Source organism: Mycobacterium paraterrae, assembly GCF_022430545.2.
In the GTDB taxonomy this organism is placed as follows: domain Bacteria; phylum Actinomycetota; class Actinomycetes; order Mycobacteriales; family Mycobacteriaceae; genus Mycobacterium; species Mycobacterium paraterrae.
On sequence record NZ_CP092488.2, the window covers coordinates 1,219,038 to 1,237,594 of the forward strand.

General features: G+C 66.3%; 18 protein-coding genes. 8 read left to right on the forward strand and 10 right to left on the reverse strand.

Going from position 1 to position 18,557, the window contains the following annotated elements:
- Window position 1: 1 nt before the first annotated feature.
- The 5 genes from fadD3 (at window position 2) to MKK62_RS05830 (ending at window position 5,811) form a co-directional block, all read left to right on the forward strand.
- Window positions 2–1,522 (forward strand): 3-((3aS,4S,7aS)-7a-methyl-1,5-dioxo-octahydro-1H-inden-4-yl)propanoate--CoA ligase FadD3, encoded by a 1,521-nt coding sequence (fadD3, locus tag MKK62_RS05810; protein ID WP_240261946.1) that lies wholly within the window; start codon window positions 2–4, stop codon window positions 1,520–1,522.
- Window positions 1,522–2,655: an acyl-CoA dehydrogenase family protein gene (locus tag MKK62_RS05815; protein ID WP_240261945.1), complete on the forward strand. Its 1,134-nt coding sequence runs from the start codon at window positions 1,522–1,524 to the stop codon at window positions 2,653–2,655. The genes fadD3 and MKK62_RS05815 overlap by 1 nt, the downstream gene beginning before the upstream one ends.
- Window positions 2,652–3,608: an acyl-CoA dehydrogenase family protein gene (locus MKK62_RS05820; protein ID WP_240261944.1), complete on the forward strand. Its 957-nt coding sequence runs from the start codon at window positions 2,652–2,654 to the stop codon at window positions 3,606–3,608. Before MKK62_RS05815 ends, MKK62_RS05820 begins: the two co-directional genes overlap by 4 nt.
- Window positions 3,605–4,549 (forward strand): acyl-CoA dehydrogenase IpdE2, encoded by a 945-nt coding sequence (gene ipdE2, locus MKK62_RS05825; protein WP_240261943.1) that lies wholly within the window; start codon window positions 3,605–3,607, stop codon window positions 4,547–4,549. Before MKK62_RS05820 ends, ipdE2 begins: the two co-directional genes overlap by 4 nt.
- Window positions 4,550–4,650: 101 nt before the next feature.
- Entirely contained in the window at window positions 4,651–5,811 is a 1,161-nt protein-coding gene (locus MKK62_RS05830) for a pyridoxal phosphate-dependent aminotransferase (protein ID WP_240261942.1), read from the forward strand.
- Here MKK62_RS05830 and MKK62_RS05835 read toward each other — a convergent pair.
- From MKK62_RS05835 to MKK62_RS05845, 3 genes are read right to left on the reverse strand one after another with little or no spacing between them, the layout of a single operon-like run.
- On the reverse strand, window positions 5,797–6,627 hold the full coding sequence (locus tag MKK62_RS05835) for an arylamine N-acetyltransferase family protein (RefSeq protein ID WP_240261941.1): 831 nt from the start codon (window positions 6,625–6,627) through the stop codon (window positions 5,797–5,799). The genes MKK62_RS05830 and MKK62_RS05835 overlap by 15 nt on opposite strands.
- Before the next feature lie 29 nt (window positions 6,628–6,656).
- Window positions 6,657–7,742 carry an acetylserotonin O-methyltransferase gene (locus tag MKK62_RS05840; RefSeq protein ID WP_240261940.1) on the reverse strand — a complete coding sequence of 362 codons (1,086 nt, stop codon included), beginning with the start codon at window positions 7,740–7,742 and terminating at the stop codon, window positions 6,657–6,659.
- The gene (locus tag MKK62_RS05845) at window positions 7,739–8,902 is read right to left on the reverse strand and encodes an FAD-dependent oxidoreductase (protein ID WP_240261939.1); all 1,164 of its coding nucleotides are present in this window, start codon (window positions 8,900–8,902) and stop codon (window positions 7,739–7,741) included. Before MKK62_RS05845 ends, MKK62_RS05840 begins: the two co-directional genes overlap by 4 nt.
- Window positions 8,903–8,955: 53 nt before the next feature.
- On the opposite strand from MKK62_RS05845, the gene MKK62_RS05850 reads away from it, so the two are divergent.
- Entirely contained in the window at window positions 8,956–10,224 is a 1,269-nt protein-coding gene (locus tag MKK62_RS05850; protein WP_240261938.1) for a hypothetical protein, read from the forward strand.
- Here the strand turns inward: MKK62_RS05850 and MKK62_RS05855 are convergent.
- The 5 genes from MKK62_RS05855 to hsaA form a co-directional block, all read right to left on the reverse strand.
- The gene (locus MKK62_RS05855) at window positions 10,190–11,827 is read right to left on the reverse strand and encodes an FMN-binding glutamate synthase family protein (RefSeq protein ID WP_240263809.1); all 1,638 of its coding nucleotides are present in this window, start codon (window positions 11,825–11,827) and stop codon (window positions 10,190–10,192) included. The genes MKK62_RS05850 and MKK62_RS05855 overlap by 35 nt on opposite strands.
- A gap of 126 nt (window positions 11,828–11,953) precedes the next feature.
- Complete coding sequence (gene hsaB, locus MKK62_RS05860; RefSeq protein ID WP_240261937.1) at window positions 11,954–12,517, reverse strand: 3-hydroxy-9,10-secoandrosta-1,3,5(10)-triene-9,17-dione monooxygenase reductase subunit; 564 nt, start codon at window positions 12,515–12,517, stop codon at window positions 11,954–11,956.
- Window positions 12,517–13,416, reverse strand: a complete 900-nt coding sequence (hsaC, locus tag MKK62_RS05865; RefSeq protein WP_240261936.1) for an iron-dependent extradiol dioxygenase HsaC — start codon at window positions 13,414–13,416, stop codon at window positions 12,517–12,519. Before hsaC ends, hsaB begins: the two co-directional genes overlap by 1 nt.
- 3 nt (window positions 13,417–13,419) lie before the next feature.
- Window positions 13,420–14,286: a 4,5:9,10-diseco-3-hydroxy-5,9,17-trioxoandrosta-1(10),2-diene-4-oate hydrolase gene (gene hsaD / locus MKK62_RS05870; RefSeq protein WP_240261935.1), complete on the reverse strand. Its 867-nt coding sequence runs from the start codon at window positions 14,284–14,286 to the stop codon at window positions 13,420–13,422.
- Between the two features lie 3 nt (window positions 14,287–14,289).
- Window positions 14,290–15,474 (reverse strand): 3-hydroxy-9,10-secoandrosta-1,3,5(10)-triene-9,17-dione monooxygenase oxygenase subunit, encoded by a 1,185-nt coding sequence (gene hsaA / locus MKK62_RS05875; protein ID WP_240261934.1) that lies wholly within the window; start codon window positions 15,472–15,474, stop codon window positions 14,290–14,292.
- 145 nt (window positions 15,475–15,619) lie between these two features.
- Here hsaA and MKK62_RS05880 point away from each other — a divergent pair, with 145 nt between their 5' ends.
- On the forward strand, window positions 15,620–16,699 hold the full coding sequence (locus MKK62_RS05880; protein WP_240261933.1) for a 2Fe-2S iron-sulfur cluster-binding protein: 1,080 nt from the start codon (window positions 15,620–15,622) through the stop codon (window positions 16,697–16,699).
- 42 nt (window positions 16,700–16,741) lie between these two features.
- Window positions 16,742–17,275: a hypothetical protein gene (locus MKK62_RS05885; protein WP_240261932.1), complete on the forward strand. Its 534-nt coding sequence runs from the start codon at window positions 16,742–16,744 to the stop codon at window positions 17,273–17,275.
- A 72-nt stretch (window positions 17,276–17,347) separates the two neighbouring features.
- Here MKK62_RS05885 and MKK62_RS05890 read toward each other — a convergent pair whose 3' ends face one another.
- Both MKK62_RS05890 and MKK62_RS05895 read right to left on the reverse strand, forming a co-directional pair.
- Window positions 17,348–18,199, reverse strand: coding sequence for a type 1 glutamine amidotransferase domain-containing protein (locus MKK62_RS05890; protein WP_240261931.1), 852 nt, complete (start codon window positions 18,197–18,199; stop codon window positions 17,348–17,350).
- Between the two features lie 13 nt (window positions 18,200–18,212).
- Window positions 18,213–18,554 carry a hypothetical protein gene (locus MKK62_RS05895; protein WP_240261930.1) on the reverse strand — a complete coding sequence of 114 codons (342 nt, stop codon included), beginning with the start codon at window positions 18,552–18,554 and terminating at the stop codon, window positions 18,213–18,215.
- Between the last annotated feature and the right edge of the window lie 3 nt (window positions 18,555–18,557).

Consider the following 18,557-nt stretch of genomic DNA (forward strand, 5'->3'; position numbering starts at 1 on the left):
GATGTCGAGCCATCCGCAGACCATTCCTGCGGCGTTGGACCACATCGCGCGCGAACTCCCCGACCACGTTGCTGTGGTCACCGAGGACCGCACGCTCACTTTCGACGAGTTGCGCGACGAGGTGCGCGGCGCCGCGGCGGCGATGACGGGCCTTGGCGTGAACCCGGGCGACCGGGTGGCGATCTGGTCGCCGAACACCTGGCACTGGGTCGTGGCCTGCCTTGCGACGCACTACGCCGGCGCCGTCGTGGTGCCGCTCAATACCCGCTACACCGCCGCCGAGGCCTCAGACATCCTGGCCCGCACCGGCGCTCCGCTGCTGTTCGCGACGGGACGGTTCCTCGGGGCCGATCGGGTCGCAGACCTCGACCGCACGGCGCTGCCGGATCTGCGGCACATCGTGCGAATCCCCGTCGATGCCGACGACGGGACGTGGGACGAGTTCATGCAACACGGTGTCGACCTCACGGCGGCCGATGCCCGAGCCGCGGCCGTGCGGCCCGACGACCTGTCCGACATCCTGTTCACCTCCGGGACCACCGGCCGCAGCAAGGGAGTGCTGTGCGCGCACCGGCAGTCACTGGCCGGGTCGGCGTCGTGGGCGGCCTGCGGCAAGATCACCAGCGACGACCGCTACCTGTGCATCAACCCGTTCTTCCACAACTTCGGCTACAAGGCCGGAATCCTGGCGTGTCTGCAGACCGGCGCCACCCTGATTCCCCAGCTGACCTTCGACGCCGAGCAGGCGCTGCGGGCCGTCGCCGAACACCGGATCACCGTGCTGCCGGGGCCGCCGACGATCTACCAGACGTTGCTCGACCATCCGACTCGCCGCGACTACGACTTGAGCTCACTGCGGTTCGCCGTCACCGGCGCGGCGACCGTGCCGGTCGTGCTGATCGAGCGGATGCAGAGCGAACTCGATTTCGATATCGTGCTGACCGCCTACGGTCTGACCGAATCGAACGGCATGGGCACCATGTGCCGCGCGGACGACGATGCGGTCACGGTGGCCACCACCTGCGGACGCCCGATCGCGGAATTCGAGCTGCGCATCGGTGACTCGGGAGAGGTTTTGCTCCGCGGGCCTAACGTGATGATCGGCTACCTCGACGATCCGGATGCCACCGCGGCGGCCATCGACGCCGACGGCTGGCTGCACACCGGTGATGTCGGAAAGCTCGATGCCGCAGGCAATCTGCAGATCACCGACCGGCTCAAGGACATGTACATCTGCGGTGGATTCAACGTCTACCCTGCCGAGATCGAGCAGGTGCTGGCCCGCCTCGACGGCGTGCTGGACTGCGCGGTGATCGGCGTGCCCGACGAGCGACTCGGCGAAGTGGGCAGGGCCTACCTGGTGACGCGGCCCGACTCCGGGCTCGACGAGAAGTCGGTGATCGCTTACACGCGTGAGTATCTGGCGAACTTCAAAGCCCCACGTTCGGTGAGGTTTGTCGACACGCTGCCCCGCAACGCGGGCGGCAAGGTGGTCAAACCGCTATTGCGAGAGATGGCGTAATGGATCTGCAATTCGATGACGAGACGCTGGAGTTCCAGCGCGAGGTGCGCGAGTTTCTCGCGTCGCACCGGGATGCGTTTCCCACGCGCTCCTATGACACGGCTGAAGGTTTCGACCAGCATCGCCGTTGGGACAAGGTACTTTTCGATGCCGGACTGTCGGTCATCACCTGGCCCGAAAAGTACGGCGGCCGCGATGCCAGCCTGCTGCAGTGGGTGGTCTACGAGGAGGAATACTTCCGCGCCGGGGCGCCCGGACGGGCCAGCGCCAACGGCACGTCGATGCTGGCTCCGACGCTGTTTTCGCATGGCACCGACGAGCAGCTCGACCGGATCCTGCCGAAGATGGCCAGCGGCGAGGAGATCTGGGCGCAGGCCTGGTCGGAGCCGGAGTCCGGTAGCGACCTCGCTTCGCTGCGCTCGACGGCGAGCCGCACCGACGGTGGCTGGCTGCTCAACGGCCAGAAGATCTGGAGTTCGCGAGCGCCGTTCGGCGACAGGGCGTTTGGACTTTTCCGTTCCGACGCCGAGGCGCAGCGGCACAGCGGCCTGACCTACTTCATGTTCGACTTGCAGGCCGACGGCATCACGGTCCGTCCGATCGCCCAACTCGGTGGCGATACCGGGTTCGGGGAGATCTTCCTCGACGACGTGTTCGTGCCGGACAACGACGTGATCGGTGCGGTCAACGACGGCTGGCGAGCCGCGATGAGCACCTCAAGCAACGAGCGCGGCATGTCGCTGCGCAGCCCCGCGCGGTTCCTGGCCTCCGCCGAACGGCTCGCCCAGGCATGGAAAGAAAGCGGCGACAACGCGTTCGGAGACCAGGTCGCGGACTCCTGGATCAAGGCGCAGGCCTATCGCCTGCACACCTTCGGCACGGTCACCCGGCTGGCCGGCGGCGGCGAACTGGGCGCCGAGTCGTCGGTGACAAAGGTCTTCTGGTCAGATCTCGACGTGGCGATCCATCAGACCGCGTTGGAGATCCGCGGCGCGGACGGCGAGCTGGCCGACGGCTGGACCGACGGTCTGCTGTTCGCGCTCGGCGGCCCGATCTACGCCGGCACCAACGAGATTCAGCGCAATATCATCGCCGAGCGGCTGCTGGGCTTGCCCCGAGAGAAGTCGAAATGAAATTTGAGCTCGACGAACAGCAGCGTGACTTCGCCGCCAGCATCGACGCGGCACTGGCGGCGGCGGATGTTCCGCACGCGGTCCGCGCTTGGGCCGACGGTGACACCGCGCCCGGCCGCAAAGTCTGGGCGCGTCTAGCCGACCTCGGCGTCACCGCGCTGGCGGTGCCGGAACGCTTCGACGGCATCGAGGCACACCCCGTCGACCTGGTCTTGGCGCTGGAACGACTCGGGCGCTGGGGGGTGCCTGGCCCGGTGACTGAATCCATCGCGGTGGCACCGGTTTTGCTGGTCGATGACGAACGCTGCGCCGCACTGGCATCCGGGGAATTGATCGCGACCGTCGCGCTCCCGCCACGTGCGCCGCGTGCCGTCGACGCCGACAGTGCGGGCCTGACATTGCTGGCCGACCTGGACGGGACGGTCAGCGAAGCCAACGCCGGTGCGCAGCACGAATCGGTGGACCCCAGCCGAAAGCTGTTCGACGTCGACCCCACCGGAGCTCAATGGCGGGCGGATGTGCAGCGAGCCTTTGAATTCGGCGCGCTCGCTACCGCCGCCCAGCTAGTGGGCGCCGGGCAGGCGTTGTTGGAGGCCGCAGTGGACTACGCGAAGCAGCGCACCCAGTTCGGCCGGGCGATCGGGTCGTATCAGGCGATCAAACACAAGCTGGCCGACGTGCACATCGCGCTCGAATTAGCTCGTCCGCTGGTATACGGTGCGGCGCTGTCGCTGGCCGATTCGTCGCACGACACCGCGCGAGATGTCAGCGCCGCCAAGGCTTCCGCCTCGGATGCCGCGCTGCTGGCCGCGCGCTCGGCATTGCAGACCCACGGCGCGATCGGTTTCACCGCCGAGCACGATCTGTCGCTGTGGCTGCTGCGGGTCCAGGCGCTTCGGCCGGCGTGGGGTGACCCGGCGGCCCATCGGCGACGGGTTCTGGAGGCACTGTGAGTTCGGACGAACGGGAACTGCTGCGCGACACCGTCGCGGCGCTGGTGACCAAGCATGCCTCCCCTGGTGCCGTCCGCGAGGCCATGGAATCCGAACGCGGCTACGACGATGCGCTGTGGCGGCTGCTGTGCGAGCAGGTCGGCGCGGCCGCGCTCGTCGTACCCGAGGAGTTCGGCGGCGCCGGGGGAACTCTTGGTGACGCGGCCGTCGTCGTCGAGGAACTCGGCCGGAATCTGGTGCCCAGCCCGTTGCTCGGTACCACGTTGGCCGAGCTCGCTCTGCTGGCCGCCGGCGCGCCCGACGAAGAGACGCTTGGGTCGCTGGCCGAGGGCGCCGCGATCGGTGCGGTGGTGTTCGACCGGGACTATGTGGTCAACGGCGACGTCGCCGACGTCGTGGTCGAGGCGCGCGACGGGACGCTCGACCGGTGGACGGAATTCGACGTCGAGATCATCACCCCGATGGATCCGACCCGTCGGCTGGCACGCCTAACCGCGAAGAGCACGGCGCCGCTCGGGGCAGATCCGGGCCTGGCCGACAGCGCCGCGATCCTGCTGGCCGCCGAGCAGATCGGTGCGGCCGCTCGCTGCCTGGAACTGACGGTCGACTACACCAAGGAGCGGCAGCAGTTCGGCCGGGCGATCGGCAGCTTTCAAGCGCTCAAGCACCGGATGGCGGACCTCTATGTCTTGGTACAGTCGGCCCGCGCGGTGGTGAAGGAGGCCGCCGACGACCCGTCGCCGACCACCGCTTCGCTGGCGCGGGTCGCGGCCAGCGAGGCATTCAGCACCGTGGCCGCTGAGGGCATCCAGTTGCACGGCGGGATCGCGATCACCTGGGAACACGACATGCAGCTGTACTTCAAACGCGCACATGGTAGTTCGCAGCTGCTGGGTCCGCCGAGCGATCACCTGCGCCGGCTCGAATCCGAAGTGTTCTAGCGTCCGGCGACGATGCAGAGGGCGGAGCCTCCCAGCCGCGAAGCGGCGAGGAGGAGGCGCAGCCCGATGAGGAGGAACCGGCCTGCTTTAACGTTATCGGTATGACCGATGGGGTCGCGTTGCGCGCCGGGGTGCCGCCGTTCTACGTGATGGACGTGTGGCTGGCCGCTGCCGACCGGCAGCGCAGCCACGGCGATCTGGTGAACTTGTCGGCGGGTCAGCCGAGCGCCGGCGCGCCGGAGCCGGTGCGCGCCGCTGCTGTCGACGCACTGAACCGCAACCAGCTCGGTTACACCGTCGCTCTCGGTATCCCGGAGCTGCGGGCGGAGATCGCGGCGGCGTATCTGGACAGGTACGGCCTACAGGTCGGCGCCGACGACGTGGTGATCACGACGGGATCGTCCGGCGGGTTCCTGCTGGCCTTCCTGTCGTGTTTCGATGTCGGCGATCGAGTGGCGGTCAGCAGCCCGGGCTATCCCTGCTATCGAAACATCCTGTCGGCCTTGGGGTGCGAGGTCGTGGTGATCGAATGCGGTCCCGAGACTCGTTTCCAACCGACCGCCGCCATGCTCGCCGATCTCGACGTCAAGGGTGTCGTGGTGGCCAGCCCGGCCAACCCGACCGGCACGGTGATCCCTCCCGAGGAGCTCGCGGCGATCGCGGCCTGGTGCGACGAGTCCGGTGTGCGGTTGATCAGTGACGAGGTCTACCACGGATTGGTCTACGAGGGCGCCCCGCAGACCAGCTGCGCGTGGGCGACATCGCGAAATGCGTTCGTGGTCAACAGTTTCTCGAAATACTTCGCGATGACGGGGTGGCGGCTCGGCTGGCTGCTGGTACCTGCCGAACTGCGTCGTGCGGTGGACCGCCTGACCGGAAACTTCACCATCTGCCCGCCCGTGCTGTCACAGCACGCCGCCGTCAAAGCGTTCACTCCGGAGTCGATCCGAGAAGCCGACGGGCACCTGCGCCAGTATTCGGCCAATCGCGGGATGTTGCTCGACGGCCTGCGGCAGATCGGTATCGATCGCCTCGCGCCAACCGACGGTGCGTTCTACGTCTACGCCGAAGTCTCCGATTTCACCGACGACTCTTTCGGGTTCTGCTCGAAGTTGTTGGCCGACACGGGCGTAGCGATCGCGCCCGGGATCGACTTCGATCCACAGCGGGGAAGTTCCTACGTCCGGCTGTCCTTCGCCGGGCCGATTGGCGACATCGAGGAAGCGCTACGCCGAATTGGTGCCTGGCTACCTCGCCGCTAATTCGGTGATGCGGGCTTCGAGTACCGCGCGATCGCCGGTGTCCGCCACGTTGATGCCGAAGCGGTCGCGCAAGGCGTCGACCGCCGCCGCGGCGTTGGGCAAGTCGATCTTCTCCGTGCCGCTTCTGCCGTGCACGGCGATCTGAGCGGCCGACAGGTTGACGCGTCCATCGGTGGTGACCAGTGAGGCCATCACGTTGGTGACGAAATGCGAATCGGGATGGGTCGACACGTACCAACTGCCCACCAGCAGATCGATCGGAGGTGCTGTCCTGGTGGCAAATTCGTACAGCGACTGCCATTCACCGCGGATCTCGGCCTGCAGCACGAGGGTGTCGCCGCGACTCTGCAGCCGGTAGGGCTCGTGGGTGGTCTGCTGGATGGTGCCGGTCTCCAGCCGAAGCGGTGACGTCGGCGTCTGGCCGCCGAACCCGACGTCGACCAGGAACAGCTGGGGTGCACCGGGCGGGGCCACCCCGAGCAGAGTGTGGGTCTGCGGCGGCACCGGAGAACCGGACTCCTGCATCCACACCACCCGCGCGGCGAAACGGCGCACCCCGTAACCCAACTCCTGCAGGACGTAACCCATCAGGCCGTTTTGTTCATAGCAGTAACCGCCGCGGCGGCGGCGCACCAGCTTGTCGACCAACGCCTCGGGGCCCAGATCGTCGACCGGCACACCCAGCAGCGGATCGAGGTTTTCGAACGCGATGGCGCCGGTGTGCGCCGTGATCAAGTCCTGCAGGACGTCAATGGTCGGGGCGGCCGTGCCGAAGTAGCCGATCCGTTCGAAGTATTCGGCCAGATCCAGCGTCATGGGGCCATTGTGGACCAATGGCCGCACGGTCACGCGACGCGGGCCTCGACAAGGCTCAACGGTGAGGCGGTGGGCACCAGACGGATCATCTCGAAACCCGCCTGGCTGAGCAGCTTTCGGTATTCGGTGGCCGTGCGTTCGCGAGCCGCCAGGTTCAGCAGCATCTCCAAGTCGGCCCATTTGCCGGGGAAGTCACGATCGTGGTCGGGAATCACCAATTCCACCAGCAGGACGGTTGTCTGAGGGCCGGCGACTGCCCGAACGTTGCGCAAAATCTGCACCGCTTTGTCGTCGGGCCAGTCGTGCATGATGTTCTTTAGCACGTAGGCGTCGCCGCCAGCCGGGATCCCTTCGAAGAAGGATCCTTGTTCGATCCGAATTCGGTCGGCCAATCTGGTGTAGCACAGAATCTTCGAGACGGTGGCTACGACCGTCGGTAGGTCGTAGAGGACGCCGTGGATCCCCGGCGTCGCGGCCAAGATGTTGGCCAGCAGCAGGCCGTGCCCTCCGCCGACGTCGACAACCGTTGCGTACGAGCTGAAGTCGTAGGCGGCCACCACCGCCGCGTCGGTCAGCGCGGAGATACTGGACATCGTCTGGTTGAAGAGTTCGGCGTGCCGCAGGTCCTCGGCGAAATAGTCGAAGCTTCCCTTTCCGTGTAACGCGGGAACGACGGAGCGGCCGGTTCGGATGGCCTCGATGAGCATGGTCCAACGCTCGCGTTGCTCGCGGGAGCCGTAGAATTCGGCAGCCGGTTTCATCGATACCTGGGCGTCCGAACATAGCGTCCGGGCAAGCGAATTGAGCTCGTAGCGCCCGTCTTGGCGTCGATGGAATACCCCGCGGCCGATCAGCGCCCGCAGCAGTCGGCTCAACGCGTCGGCGTCCGCGCCCACCCGGGGGGCCAACTCTTCGATGGTCAGCGGTCCGGCGGCCAGTGCGTCCGCGACACCGAGTTCCGCGGCGACCGTGATTGCCTGCGACAGCCACGTGGCGACGATCATCTCCATCATCGCCGCGGGCGCGGGCAGCAAGCGTTGATTGATTCGATACAGATGATGGCGGATACGCTCGACGAGCCGCGCGGCGGCCACCGGCGGCACCCGCGCCGTCACCGTACCTCCATCGGTGCCGTGACCATCTGCGGCGCGATACCGCGGTGACTGGTCCAACCGAGGAAACGGGTCAGCGCCCAGGTCACCGCACGGTCCGGAACCAGCGACACGGGTCGCAGCGCAGCCTCGCTACGCGATACCTGTTGGGTGGTCACCCACGACACCGCCTTCACCCGGCGGCGGCGGGTGTTTTCATACCGACGCAGGGCGCTGACGACGTCAGTCGATTCCGATAACGCCCTGCGCAGCACCATGGCGTCCAGCAGCGCCTGGTTGGTGCCCTGCGCCAGCGTGGGCGGCATCGTGTGCGCGGCGTCCCCGAGCAACGTCACCCTGCCGATGCCGGCGTCGGGAACCGGATGACGGAAGTGCGGAAACGGTGACGCAGCCAGATCCTCATCGGTCAACCTCGCGAGCACCTCGTCGACCAGATCGGACCATCCGGCGAAGTGCCGACGAATCATGGCGATCGGCCGCGGTGGCCTGGAAAACCCTGGCGCCCAGGGCAAGTCGAACCACCACTGCATCTGGGTTTCACCAGCCGGCCAGAGGCCGAGGTTTCCATGCGCACCGATCATCATCCGCGCGACGTGAGGTTCGGCGATGCGGGGCAGCGTGATCAGCCCCTGCCAACTGCACCAGCCCGTCGGCCTGGCGGGCGGCGCACCGACGGTTTCGCGGACGAGGGAGTGCAGGCCGTCCGCGCCGATGAGCACGTCGCCGCTGACCGTGCTGCCGTCTTGGAGATCGACGCGCACCTCGTCGCCGGCGTGGCTGACCGCGATGGCGCGGGACCGGCATCGGACGCGACCGACAGGAAAGCCGGTGAGCAACCGTTCCAGCAGGATTCGGCGCGGAACCATGCGGATCGGCGCCCCGAGCCGACTCACCATGGTGTCTAGATCAACGGTGGCCAGCGGGCGCCCCGACGCCGTCGTCACGCGTACCGCAGAGAGCGGTTGGCCCGCACCTACCATGTCGACACCCAACTGGTCGAGGACCGTCGCGCCATTGGACCAGATGGTGACCGCGCCGCCACCTGCGGTGATGTCCGGCCGCTGGTCGAAGATCGTGACCTCGTGTCCGTCGCGCAGCAAAGCGCGCGCGGTGGCGATGCCGCTCACGCCCGCACCGACGACAAGGATTCGCAGCGGACCCATGACTGCTAACACGTGGCGGCCGGGCGAAAAGTTCAGCGGGTTAGCATCCGCAGATGGGTCTGCAGATTTCCGAGCACGAGCGCATCGCGCTGGCCGACCTCGCCCGGTTCCCGCTGATGGCCGCACTTACTGGCCGCAGGTCGCGCCGATTCCCGGTCGGCGGACGGATACCCGACGGCGCGCTCGCATATACCAGTCGACGGGCCGTTCAGCCGTTGTCGGAAGTCGAACGGGCTCTGCTGATTTCGGTGACTGGCGGGGTGACGGGATGGAATTTCGGGATCACGCATCATCCGGGTTACGCGCCCTCGTTCCCCAATTACTCCGGAAGCGCGACGGGCCGGACCTTTCCCTCGGCGGCCGGATTCCACACCAGTCAACTGTTCTTCACCGACGACACCGGCACCTACCTGCTGCCCAGCCGCGACGAGAAGCCGCAGGAGTTCGACACCATCGAAGCGTGGATCAGCCACACCGCGGATTCCTATGTGCGGATCTCGGACACCCGTCTCGAGTTGCCCCGCGAGGAGCCGTACATGGAGGGCCACAACATTTGGATCGGCAATCATCCGGGCAGCCTGTTGGCCTTCCCGGCGGCGGATCTCGCCGAGCACCTGATGGAAAACCTGTGGTTCTTCGCGGCCAACGGATACCCCGTCACCGACGACATCAACGGCCGCAAAATCCCCGGTCTGGAACGGTTTTCGTCGCTGTCTCATGCTGACGACCCGCTGCCGCTGTCGTTCGTCGAGCAGTACACGATCACCGAGGCCAGCGCCGAGCTCGCGATAGCCACCAACAACGGGGTGCTTGCGCTGCAGGCGATGGGTCTTGGCGGCTGGACTTACGACGGCCTGGACCGGCTGTCGGTGCTGGGCGGCTCCGGCGATCCGCGCGCACCGGGCCTGGGTTTCGTCGCCGATTCGGACGACCGCTGGCCGTTTCCCAACGCTACCGGGCTGCCCGGATATTTCGAGACGCTCAGCCCGCCGCACGTGCCGTCGATCGCTGCCGGGGTGGAGAAGCTGGTCGCCCGAAAGTTCGCCCCCGGCGGGCCATTTCACCCCGAAACCCCGGGGCCGTGGTCCGACTCGGTCAAGGTGCGCGGCTCGGCGCTGCCGCCGGACGGCATCCAGGAGATGGTGACCGTCGAGGCGTCGTACATCTACGACACGTTCGGCAAGCTGCCCGGCACCATGCCCACCGTGCACGTTCTGATGTATCTGCAGGCGCAGCACCTCGACACCGACTTCTACGACGAATTATTCGGCCCGGGCGCCTATTTGCCTACGCACGCCGAACATCACCACCGGTGGCACTGACCCTAGTGCCGAATCGCGCGCCGACCGGCGCGAAGCTGTCCGGGTCGGCGACTTCCCAGTCGTCGCGCCAGCTCGGGGGTGCGTGGTTGAGCAGTTCACCGGGCTCGAGCCATTCGTAAAGCTCAGCGTACGAGCGCTGTTCGGTCGGCGAGACCCGCTTGCGGAGCATGTGCGGGTTGAGCATCGACGGGTCGGAGACACCCATCGAAGCCATCATGCGCATCGCCTGCGCGACAGTCGCGCGCTGGTAGTTGTACACCCGCTCGCTCTTGTCGGCGACGTCAAGGGCACGTGCCCGACGGGGATCTTGGGTGGCGACACCGACCGGACAGTGATTGGTGTGGCAGCGCTGCGACTGGATACATCCGGTCGCCATCATCATCGATCGGGCCGAATTGGTGTAATCCGCACCCTGAATCAACCGCTTGATGATGTCGTTGCCGGAGGCGACCTTGCCGCCGGCCCCGATGCGGATCCGATCTCGGAGACCGGTTCCCACCAACGCGTTGTGCACGATCATCAAGCCGTCGGTCAGTGGCAGCCCGACGTTGTCTTCGTATTCCAGGGGTGCGGCGGCGGTGCCGCCTTCGGCGCCGTCGACGATGACGAAGTCCGGCGTTATTCCTTCGGCCAGCATGGCCTTGCAGGTGGCGAGGACGTCGATCCGCGATCCGACGCAGAGCTTGAAGCCGATCGGCTTTCCGTCGGTTAATTTGCGAAGCCGCGCCACGAAACGAATCAGCTCGCGCGGGGTGTCAAACGCCGAATGCGCGGCCGGGCTGACGCATTTCTGCCCTACCGGCACACCGCGATAGCTGGCGATCTCCTCGGTGACCTTGGCGGCCGGCAGCACCCCGCCGATACCGGGCTTAGCGCCCTGGCTCAGCTTGATCGACACGCACTTCACCAGCGGGTGAGCTGCCTTGGCCTGAAACATGTCTGGGTCGAAAGTGCCGTCTTGAGTGCGGGCGCCGAAGTAGCCGGAGCCGATCTCCCAGATGACGTCCGCACCGCCGAGGTGATAAGGCGTCAAGCCGCCTTCGCCGGTGTCGTGGGCGAATCCGCCCTTGCGTGCGCCGTTGTTGAGCGCGCGCAGCGCATTACCGGACAGCGCACCGAAACTCATCGCCGAGACGTTCATCAATGCCATGTCGTACGGCTGGGTGCAGTCGGGGCCACCCACGCGCACCCGGAACGGCTCCGTAGGCGGTTCCACTGGCCGCGCCGAATGCACGAGGTATTCGTATCCAGTTTGGTCGATGTCGCGCTCGGTCCCGAAGGCGAGCTCGGCGGCAGTGCCTTTGGCCCGCTCGTAGATCAACGACCGGACGTCGCGATCGAAGGGTCTGCCGTCGAAGTTGCGTTCGATGAAGTACTGCTGCAGTTCGGGCCGCAGCGCCTCCAGCAGGAACCGCATGTGACCCAGGATCGGGTAGTTGCGCAGCACCGAGTGCCGCCGCTGCGCCAGGTCGTAGACGCCGATGGCCGCAACGGCGGCAATCAATGCGGCGGGTATCGCCCATGCCCACGTCACCAGGAATGCGGGGACCAGCAACGCCGCGGCAAGGAGGGTCACCACGGCGACAGTCACAAAACGGAGCAACACGCCCGCCTCTCGCGAAGGAATATTCGTGGCGAAGCGTAGCGGTAGCAAACGAATGCCCGCGACTGTCACGCTGCCGCGTTGTTTCTCGCTGAATCGCGCCCGGGCGTTACGCTCCCGGGGTCTTCACAGCCAGGTGTCCTGGGTGGTGGTGGTCAGAAAGGCTTCCAAGTCGTCACGCCACTGCGCCGGCCGCGTCTTGTCCGGTTCGATGCCGGTGTAATCGCCGCGATAGAACAACAGCGGCCGCGGCTTGATCTTCGGTACCTCGGACAGTGACTGCACCGCGCCGAACACCACGAAGTGATCGCCGCCGTCGTGCACCGAGGCCACCGTGCAGTCGATGTAGGCCAGCGAGTCGTCGATGATCGGTGAGCCGAGATCAGAAGGCCGCCAGTCGATTCCGGCGAACTTATCCGGCTCTTTGGAGCCGAAGCGCGCCGAGACGTGCTGCTGGCTCTCGGTCAGCACGTTGACGCAGAACTTCCCGCTGGCCTCGATGGCTTTCCAGGACCGCGACATCTTGGTCGGGCAGAACAGGACCAGCGGCGGGTCCAGCGACAGCGCCGCGAAGGACTGACACGCGAAGCCGACCGGGACGTCGTCGTGAACGGTGGTGATGATCGTGATCCCGGTGCAGAACTGACCCAGCACGCTGCGAAACGCACGGGCGTCGATCTGCCCGGACATTACTTGAAGCCGACGCTGAAGTCGTGACCCCAGAGGCTGACCGCGGTGCTTTCCCGGGCGATCCAGTCGTCGTCTTCGACTTGCCTTCCCTCGCAGCCGAATTCGACATCGAATCCGCCGGGGGTCTTCATGTAGAAGGACAGCATCAGGTCGTTGACGTGGCGACCGAGCGTGGCCGACATCGGCACCTTGCGCCGCAGTGCCCGGTCCAGGCACAGGCCCACGTCGTCGGCCTCGCCGACCTCGACCATCAAGTGGACGATGCCGCTGGGGGTCTGCCCCGGCATGAAGGCCAAGCTGTGGTGGCGCGGATTGCAGCCCAGGAAGCGCAGCCATGCCGGCGGCCCGTCGGCGGGCCGGCCGACCAGCTGCGGCGGCAGCCGCATCGAGTCGCGCAACTTGAAACCCAGTACGTCGCGATAAAAGTGCAGCGTCTCGACGTCGTCGCGGGTGGTCAGCACGACGTGCCCGAGACCTTGTTCGCCGGTGACGAACGTGTGGCCGTACGGGCTGACGACTCGCCGGTGTTCGAGCGCCGCGCCGTGGAAGACCTCCAGGCCGTTGCCGGACGGATCGCTGAACCTGATCATCTCATCGACCCGGCGATCGGCCAGTTCCGCGGCGGTGGCTTCCTTGTACGGCGTGCCCTCGACGTCGAGCCGGTTGCGAATCTCTTGCAGCCCTTCGGCGTTCGCGCATTCCCAGCCGGCCTCGGATAGCCGGTCGTGTTCACCCGGCACGATCACCAAGCGGGCGGGGAAGTCGTCCATCCGCAGGTATAGCGCACCCTCGATGCTGCCCTTGCCCTCGACCATGCCGAGGACCTTGAGACCGAAGTCGCGCCACGCCTGCATGTCGGTCGCTTCGATGCGCAGATACGCCAGGGAACGAATGCTCATCACTTATCCCAGAAAATCGATGGTCAGCTTGTTGAATTCGTCGAACTTCTCCACCTGCGCCCAGTGTCCACACTGGCCGAAGACGTGAAGCTGCGCACGCGGAATGGTCTTGAGCGCTACCAGCGCACCGTCTAGCGGATTGACGCGGTCCTCACGACCCCAGATCAGCAGCACCGGCTGGCGAAGCTTGTGGACCTCGCGCCACATCATGCCGAGCTCGAAGTCGGCTCCGGCGAACGACATTCCCATCGCGCGGGTCGCCGTCAGCGACTCCGGGGTAGAGGCCAGCTCGAAGCGCTGATCGATCAACTCCGGCGTGATCAGCTTCTGGTTGTAGACCATCACCCGAAGGAAAGCCTCGAGGTTCTCTCGGGTTGGCTCGACCGAGAACTTCCCCAGCCGCTTGACGCCCTCGGTCGGGTCGGGCGCGAAAAGGTTGATGCTGAGCCCGCCCGGGCCCATCAGCACCAGCTTGCCGGCGTTGTCCGGGTAGTCCAGTGCGAACCGGACCGCAGTGCCGCCGCCCAACGAATTGCCTACCAGCGGAACGCGTCCCAGGCCGAGGTGATCGAACAGGCCCTTGAGTGCACGAGCGGCGTAGCGGTTGAACTGCGCGTGCTCGGCACGCTTGTCGGAGAGCCCGTAGCCCGGCTGGTCGACGGCCAGCACGTGGAAACGCTCGGCCAGGACCGGGATGTTGCGGGAAAAGTTCGTCCAGCTAGCCGCGCCCGGCCCCCCGCCGTGCAGCAGCACGACCGTCTGATCGTGGCCGACACCCGCCTCGTGGTAGTGCAGCTTGAGCGGACCGTCGACGTCGACCTCGACGTACCGGGAGGTGGACTCGAAGGTGATTTCGTCAGTTGCCGTCACTGGTTAGACCATGGTGTCGCCGGGCGGCAGCCCGAACGCGTGGTTGCCGTAGATCTGGTAAGCCCGCTCAGGGTCGTTGGCCGCGTGCACCCGGCCGGCATGCGCATCGCGCCAAAACCGCTGCACGGGTGCGTCACTGGCCAAGGCGGTTGCGCCGGACGCCTCGAAGAGCCTGTCGATCGAGGCGATCGAGCGGCCGGTGGCGCGCACCTGGTCGCGACGCGCGCGCGCCCTCAGCTCGAACGGGATTTCCTCGCCGGCGCAGAGCAGTGCGTATTCGTCACTGACGTTGCCGATCAGCTGTCGCCACGCGGCGTCGATATCACTGGCCGCCTCGGCGATTCGGACCTTGGCGAACGGGTCGTCCTTGGCCTTCTCCCCCGCGAACGCCGCACGCACGCGCTTGCCCTGGTGCTCGACATGGGCCTCGTACGCGCCGTAGGCCATCCCGACGATCGGAGCCGAGATTGTCGTGGGATGCATTGTCCCCCATGGCATCTTGTAAACTGGCGCGGTGTTGTTCTCGTAGCCGCCGGCCGTGCCGTCGTTCATCTGCTTGTAGGACAGGAAGCGGTGACGCGGCACGAAGACGTCCTTGACGACGACGGTGTTGCTGCCCGTCCCCTTGAGGCCGACCACATGCCAGACGTCGTCGATGCGGTACTCAGAGCGTGGAATCAGGAAGCTGCCGAAGTCGACCGGCCGGCCGTCCTTGATGACCGGGCCGCCGAGGAAGGCCCAGGTGGCATGGTCGCATCCCGACGACCAGTTCCACGACCCGCTGACCAGGTACCCGCCGTCGACGACGGTCCCCGCACCCATCGGCGCGTAGGAGGATGAGACGCGGACGTTCGTATCGTCACCCCAGACCTCGTCCTGAGCCTGCTGGTCGAACAGCGCGAGGTGCCAGTTGTGCACGCCGATGATCGAACTGACCCAACCGGTGGAGCCGCATGCGCTGGCGATCCGGCGGACCGCCTCGTAGAAGACGGCGGGGTCGGTTTCCAGGCCGCCCCACTGCTTGGGCTGGAGCAGCTTGAAGAAGCCGATCTCCTGGAGTTCGCTCACCGTGGCGTCCGGCAGACGCCGCAGATCCTCGGTCTCCTGAGCCCGCTGCCGAAGTTTGGGCAGCAAGTCGTCGATGCCGTCTAGGACCGACTGGGCGTCACGTTGTTGAATGGACGTCACGGCTTCCTCCAAAGGTGGCGTAATCAGAACCAAGACTAGAACACGTTCCGATTTGTGTCGAGCACTGTATTCCTGCACCTGGTAGCGATGCCTAACCGCATTTCTGTAACCTGTTCTAGTTATCACTGACGGAAGGGGCGGGGCTGTGACGGGCACGATTCCCGACGAACCACTCGGCAGCCACGTGTTGGAGCTCGAGATCGCCGACGTCGTCACCGAAACCGACGACGCGCGATCGCTGGTGTTCCGGGTCCCTGACGGGCCCGGAGTACCTGACGTGCCGGCGGAAAGGCTGCGTTACGCCCCCGGACAGTTCCTGACGCTGCGCGTTCCCAGCGACCGCACTGGCTCGGTGGCGCGCTGCTACTCGCTGAGCAGTTCGCCGTTCGCCGATGAGGCGCTGACCGTCACCGTCAAGCGGGACAAAGACGGCTACGCGTCGAACTGGCTGTGCGACCACGCCCACGCCGGCATGCGGGTGCATGTGCTGGCCCCGTCGGGAACCTTCGTACCGAAAACCCTCGACGACGACTTCCTCTTGATCGCCGCCGGAAGCGGGATCACGCCGGTGATGTCGATCTGTAAGTCCGCGCTGTCCGAGGGCGGCGGGCAGGTGACCCTGCTGTACGCCAACCGCGACGAGCGATCGGTGATTTTCGGCGACGCGCTGCGTGAGTTGGCCGCCAAGTACCCGGATCGGTTGGCCGTCGTGCACTGGCTGGAGTCGTTGCAGGGACTGCCGTCGGCGAATGCGCTGGCGCAATTGGCCGCGCCGTTCACCGACCGGCAGGCGTTCATCTGCGGTCCGGCCCCGTTCATGGAGGCGACTCGCGAGGCGCTGGAAAGCCTGAAAGTGCCTGCGGCGCAAGTGCATCTCGAGGTATTCAAGTCGCTGGACACCGATCCGTTCGCCGCTGTCAAGATCGAACACGACGACTCCGAGGAAGGCCCAGCCAGCGCGATCGTCGAGTTGGACGGCGAAACACGGACCGTGTCGTGGCCGCGCAAGGCGAAGCTGCTCGACGTACTGCTCGACGCCGGCCTGGATGTCCCGTTTTCCTGCCGCGAGGGGCACTGCGGGGCCTGCGCCACCACGCTGCGCAACGGCAAGGTCAGCTTGGAAGTCAACGACGTCCTCGAACAGCAGGATCTCGACGACGGCCTGATTCTGGCCTGCCAGGCGCACCCCGAGACCGATTCGGTCGAAGTCACCTACGACGAATAGCCGCAGCGTAAGTTCTGCTCAGGCTCAGCGAGAGGACGCACGATGAAGCGGCTGGTCACAGCGCTGGCGGGGGCCGGTGTGATGCTGGCGTTGACGCCATCCGCGATCGCGCCGGCGGCCAGCAACACGGCCACGTCACTGATACCCCTCAATGACGGCAGCCAGCTCGAGACTCGCGCCACGCTCGACTGCCACGCCGCCAACGGCAGCTGTGACTTCACCGTCGCCGCCGGTCGCCGGACCGGCGACGCACTCGACGGATTTCCACACGACTTGTGGTCGCGGCAGAGCACCGACATCCGGTCGATGGACCGCACGCTGTACCTCGACGTGCACGCCACCGCGCAGTACGACCGGGTGTTCAAAGAGGGCGGGGTCGACAACGTCACCACGATCTACATGGGCGAGGGGCCGCTGGAGAAATACCAGACCACCGGCCGGATCGATGCGACCGACTGGCACACCGGGCAGCCGCGCACGAACGTGCCGGTGATCATGTGCACCCACATCCAGGTGGTCTACGGCGGCAACAACATCACATCGCCGAGCACCTGCGCCCAAGCCAAGTTCTCCTAGTTCGTACGCGAAACGGACTCCAGGGCTGTGCTTTTCGAGATTTCACAGCCATGGCTTCTCCCTCGCGGGGCTTCAGAGCTTGTCCGACAACGCCTTCGCGAAGGCATGGGTGTCGCCCGGCCAGCGCGCCGAGACGTAATCCCCGTCGACGACGACGAACGCCGGCCTGGAATCAGTGGCAGTATCGCGGGCCAGGCCAGACGTTTTCGTCCGGTAGTGCGGTGAGCCCTTCTCGACGTGGCGGAAGTCCGCCGGATTCTCGAGCGCGCGAGTGACTTCCGCCTGCACCGACATGTAGCCGGCCGGCTGCCCGGGTTCCTCGCGGTAGGTGCGGTAGTAGTCGCGATCCCAAAAGCGGGTGAGCCTGGTCAGGTTCCACGCGGTGCGTTCCAGCGTCCAGGTGAGGGCGGTGGTGCGCCGGCCGTAGAGCACCGAGCGGCCGGTCGCGGGATCGACGCTGCGGGCCGCCAGCAGCACGCCGTGACAGATCGCGGCAACCTTCAGTCCGCGGGCGAAGGCGTCGACGACCAGGCGGTGCAGGATGTCGCTGTCGATGTAGGAGTGCATCCCGCGGGCGCGGTGTCCGCCGGGCAACAGCAGGCCGTCGACCCCGTCGAGCGTGGCGTCGGACCACCTCGTCGGGTTCTGGTATTCCGGCGAATATTGCATGGTGCGGTAGGCGTCGCGGGCGGCTTTGTTGGCGCGCAGCGCGCGACCTAGGACCGTGATGGCGCCCAGCACCGGCAGCGCCGACCAGGCGTCCAGCCCGCGACCGGTGATCATGATGTCGTCGGCAACTCCCGGTGCACCGCTTTCGGTGGCGAAGACGACGCGATGCCCCTGTGCGCGCAGGACCTGCCAGCTGACCGCGACCTCGGTCGGGTCGAAGTCGCGGTCGGGAATGGGGATGAGCACCGTAGCCATGGTGCGGCTGAGCTTAGCCGCCGATCCCGTTGTCCAGACCGAGATGAGTCCCGAAATACCAAGGGAGGCCGACCAGCTGGACCACGATGACAAGACCCAGCGCGGCGAGCGCGACGATCGGCAGGACGCCGCGAGTTCGAGCGCCGATTCGCGGGACACCGAGTAGCAGGAAAAGCGGGACGAAGGCGAACTCCGTCCACATCAATATGCTTTTCGGCAGCTCGGCCGCTTTGTCGTACCCGGTGACATGACCGTCCGGAAAGCCAGTCAGGGCCAGATCCACGGTCGCCTGCAGGCCGAACCAAAGCGCGAGGAGCACGCCCACGACGCAGGCTGCAAGCCCGACGACCTTCATCGA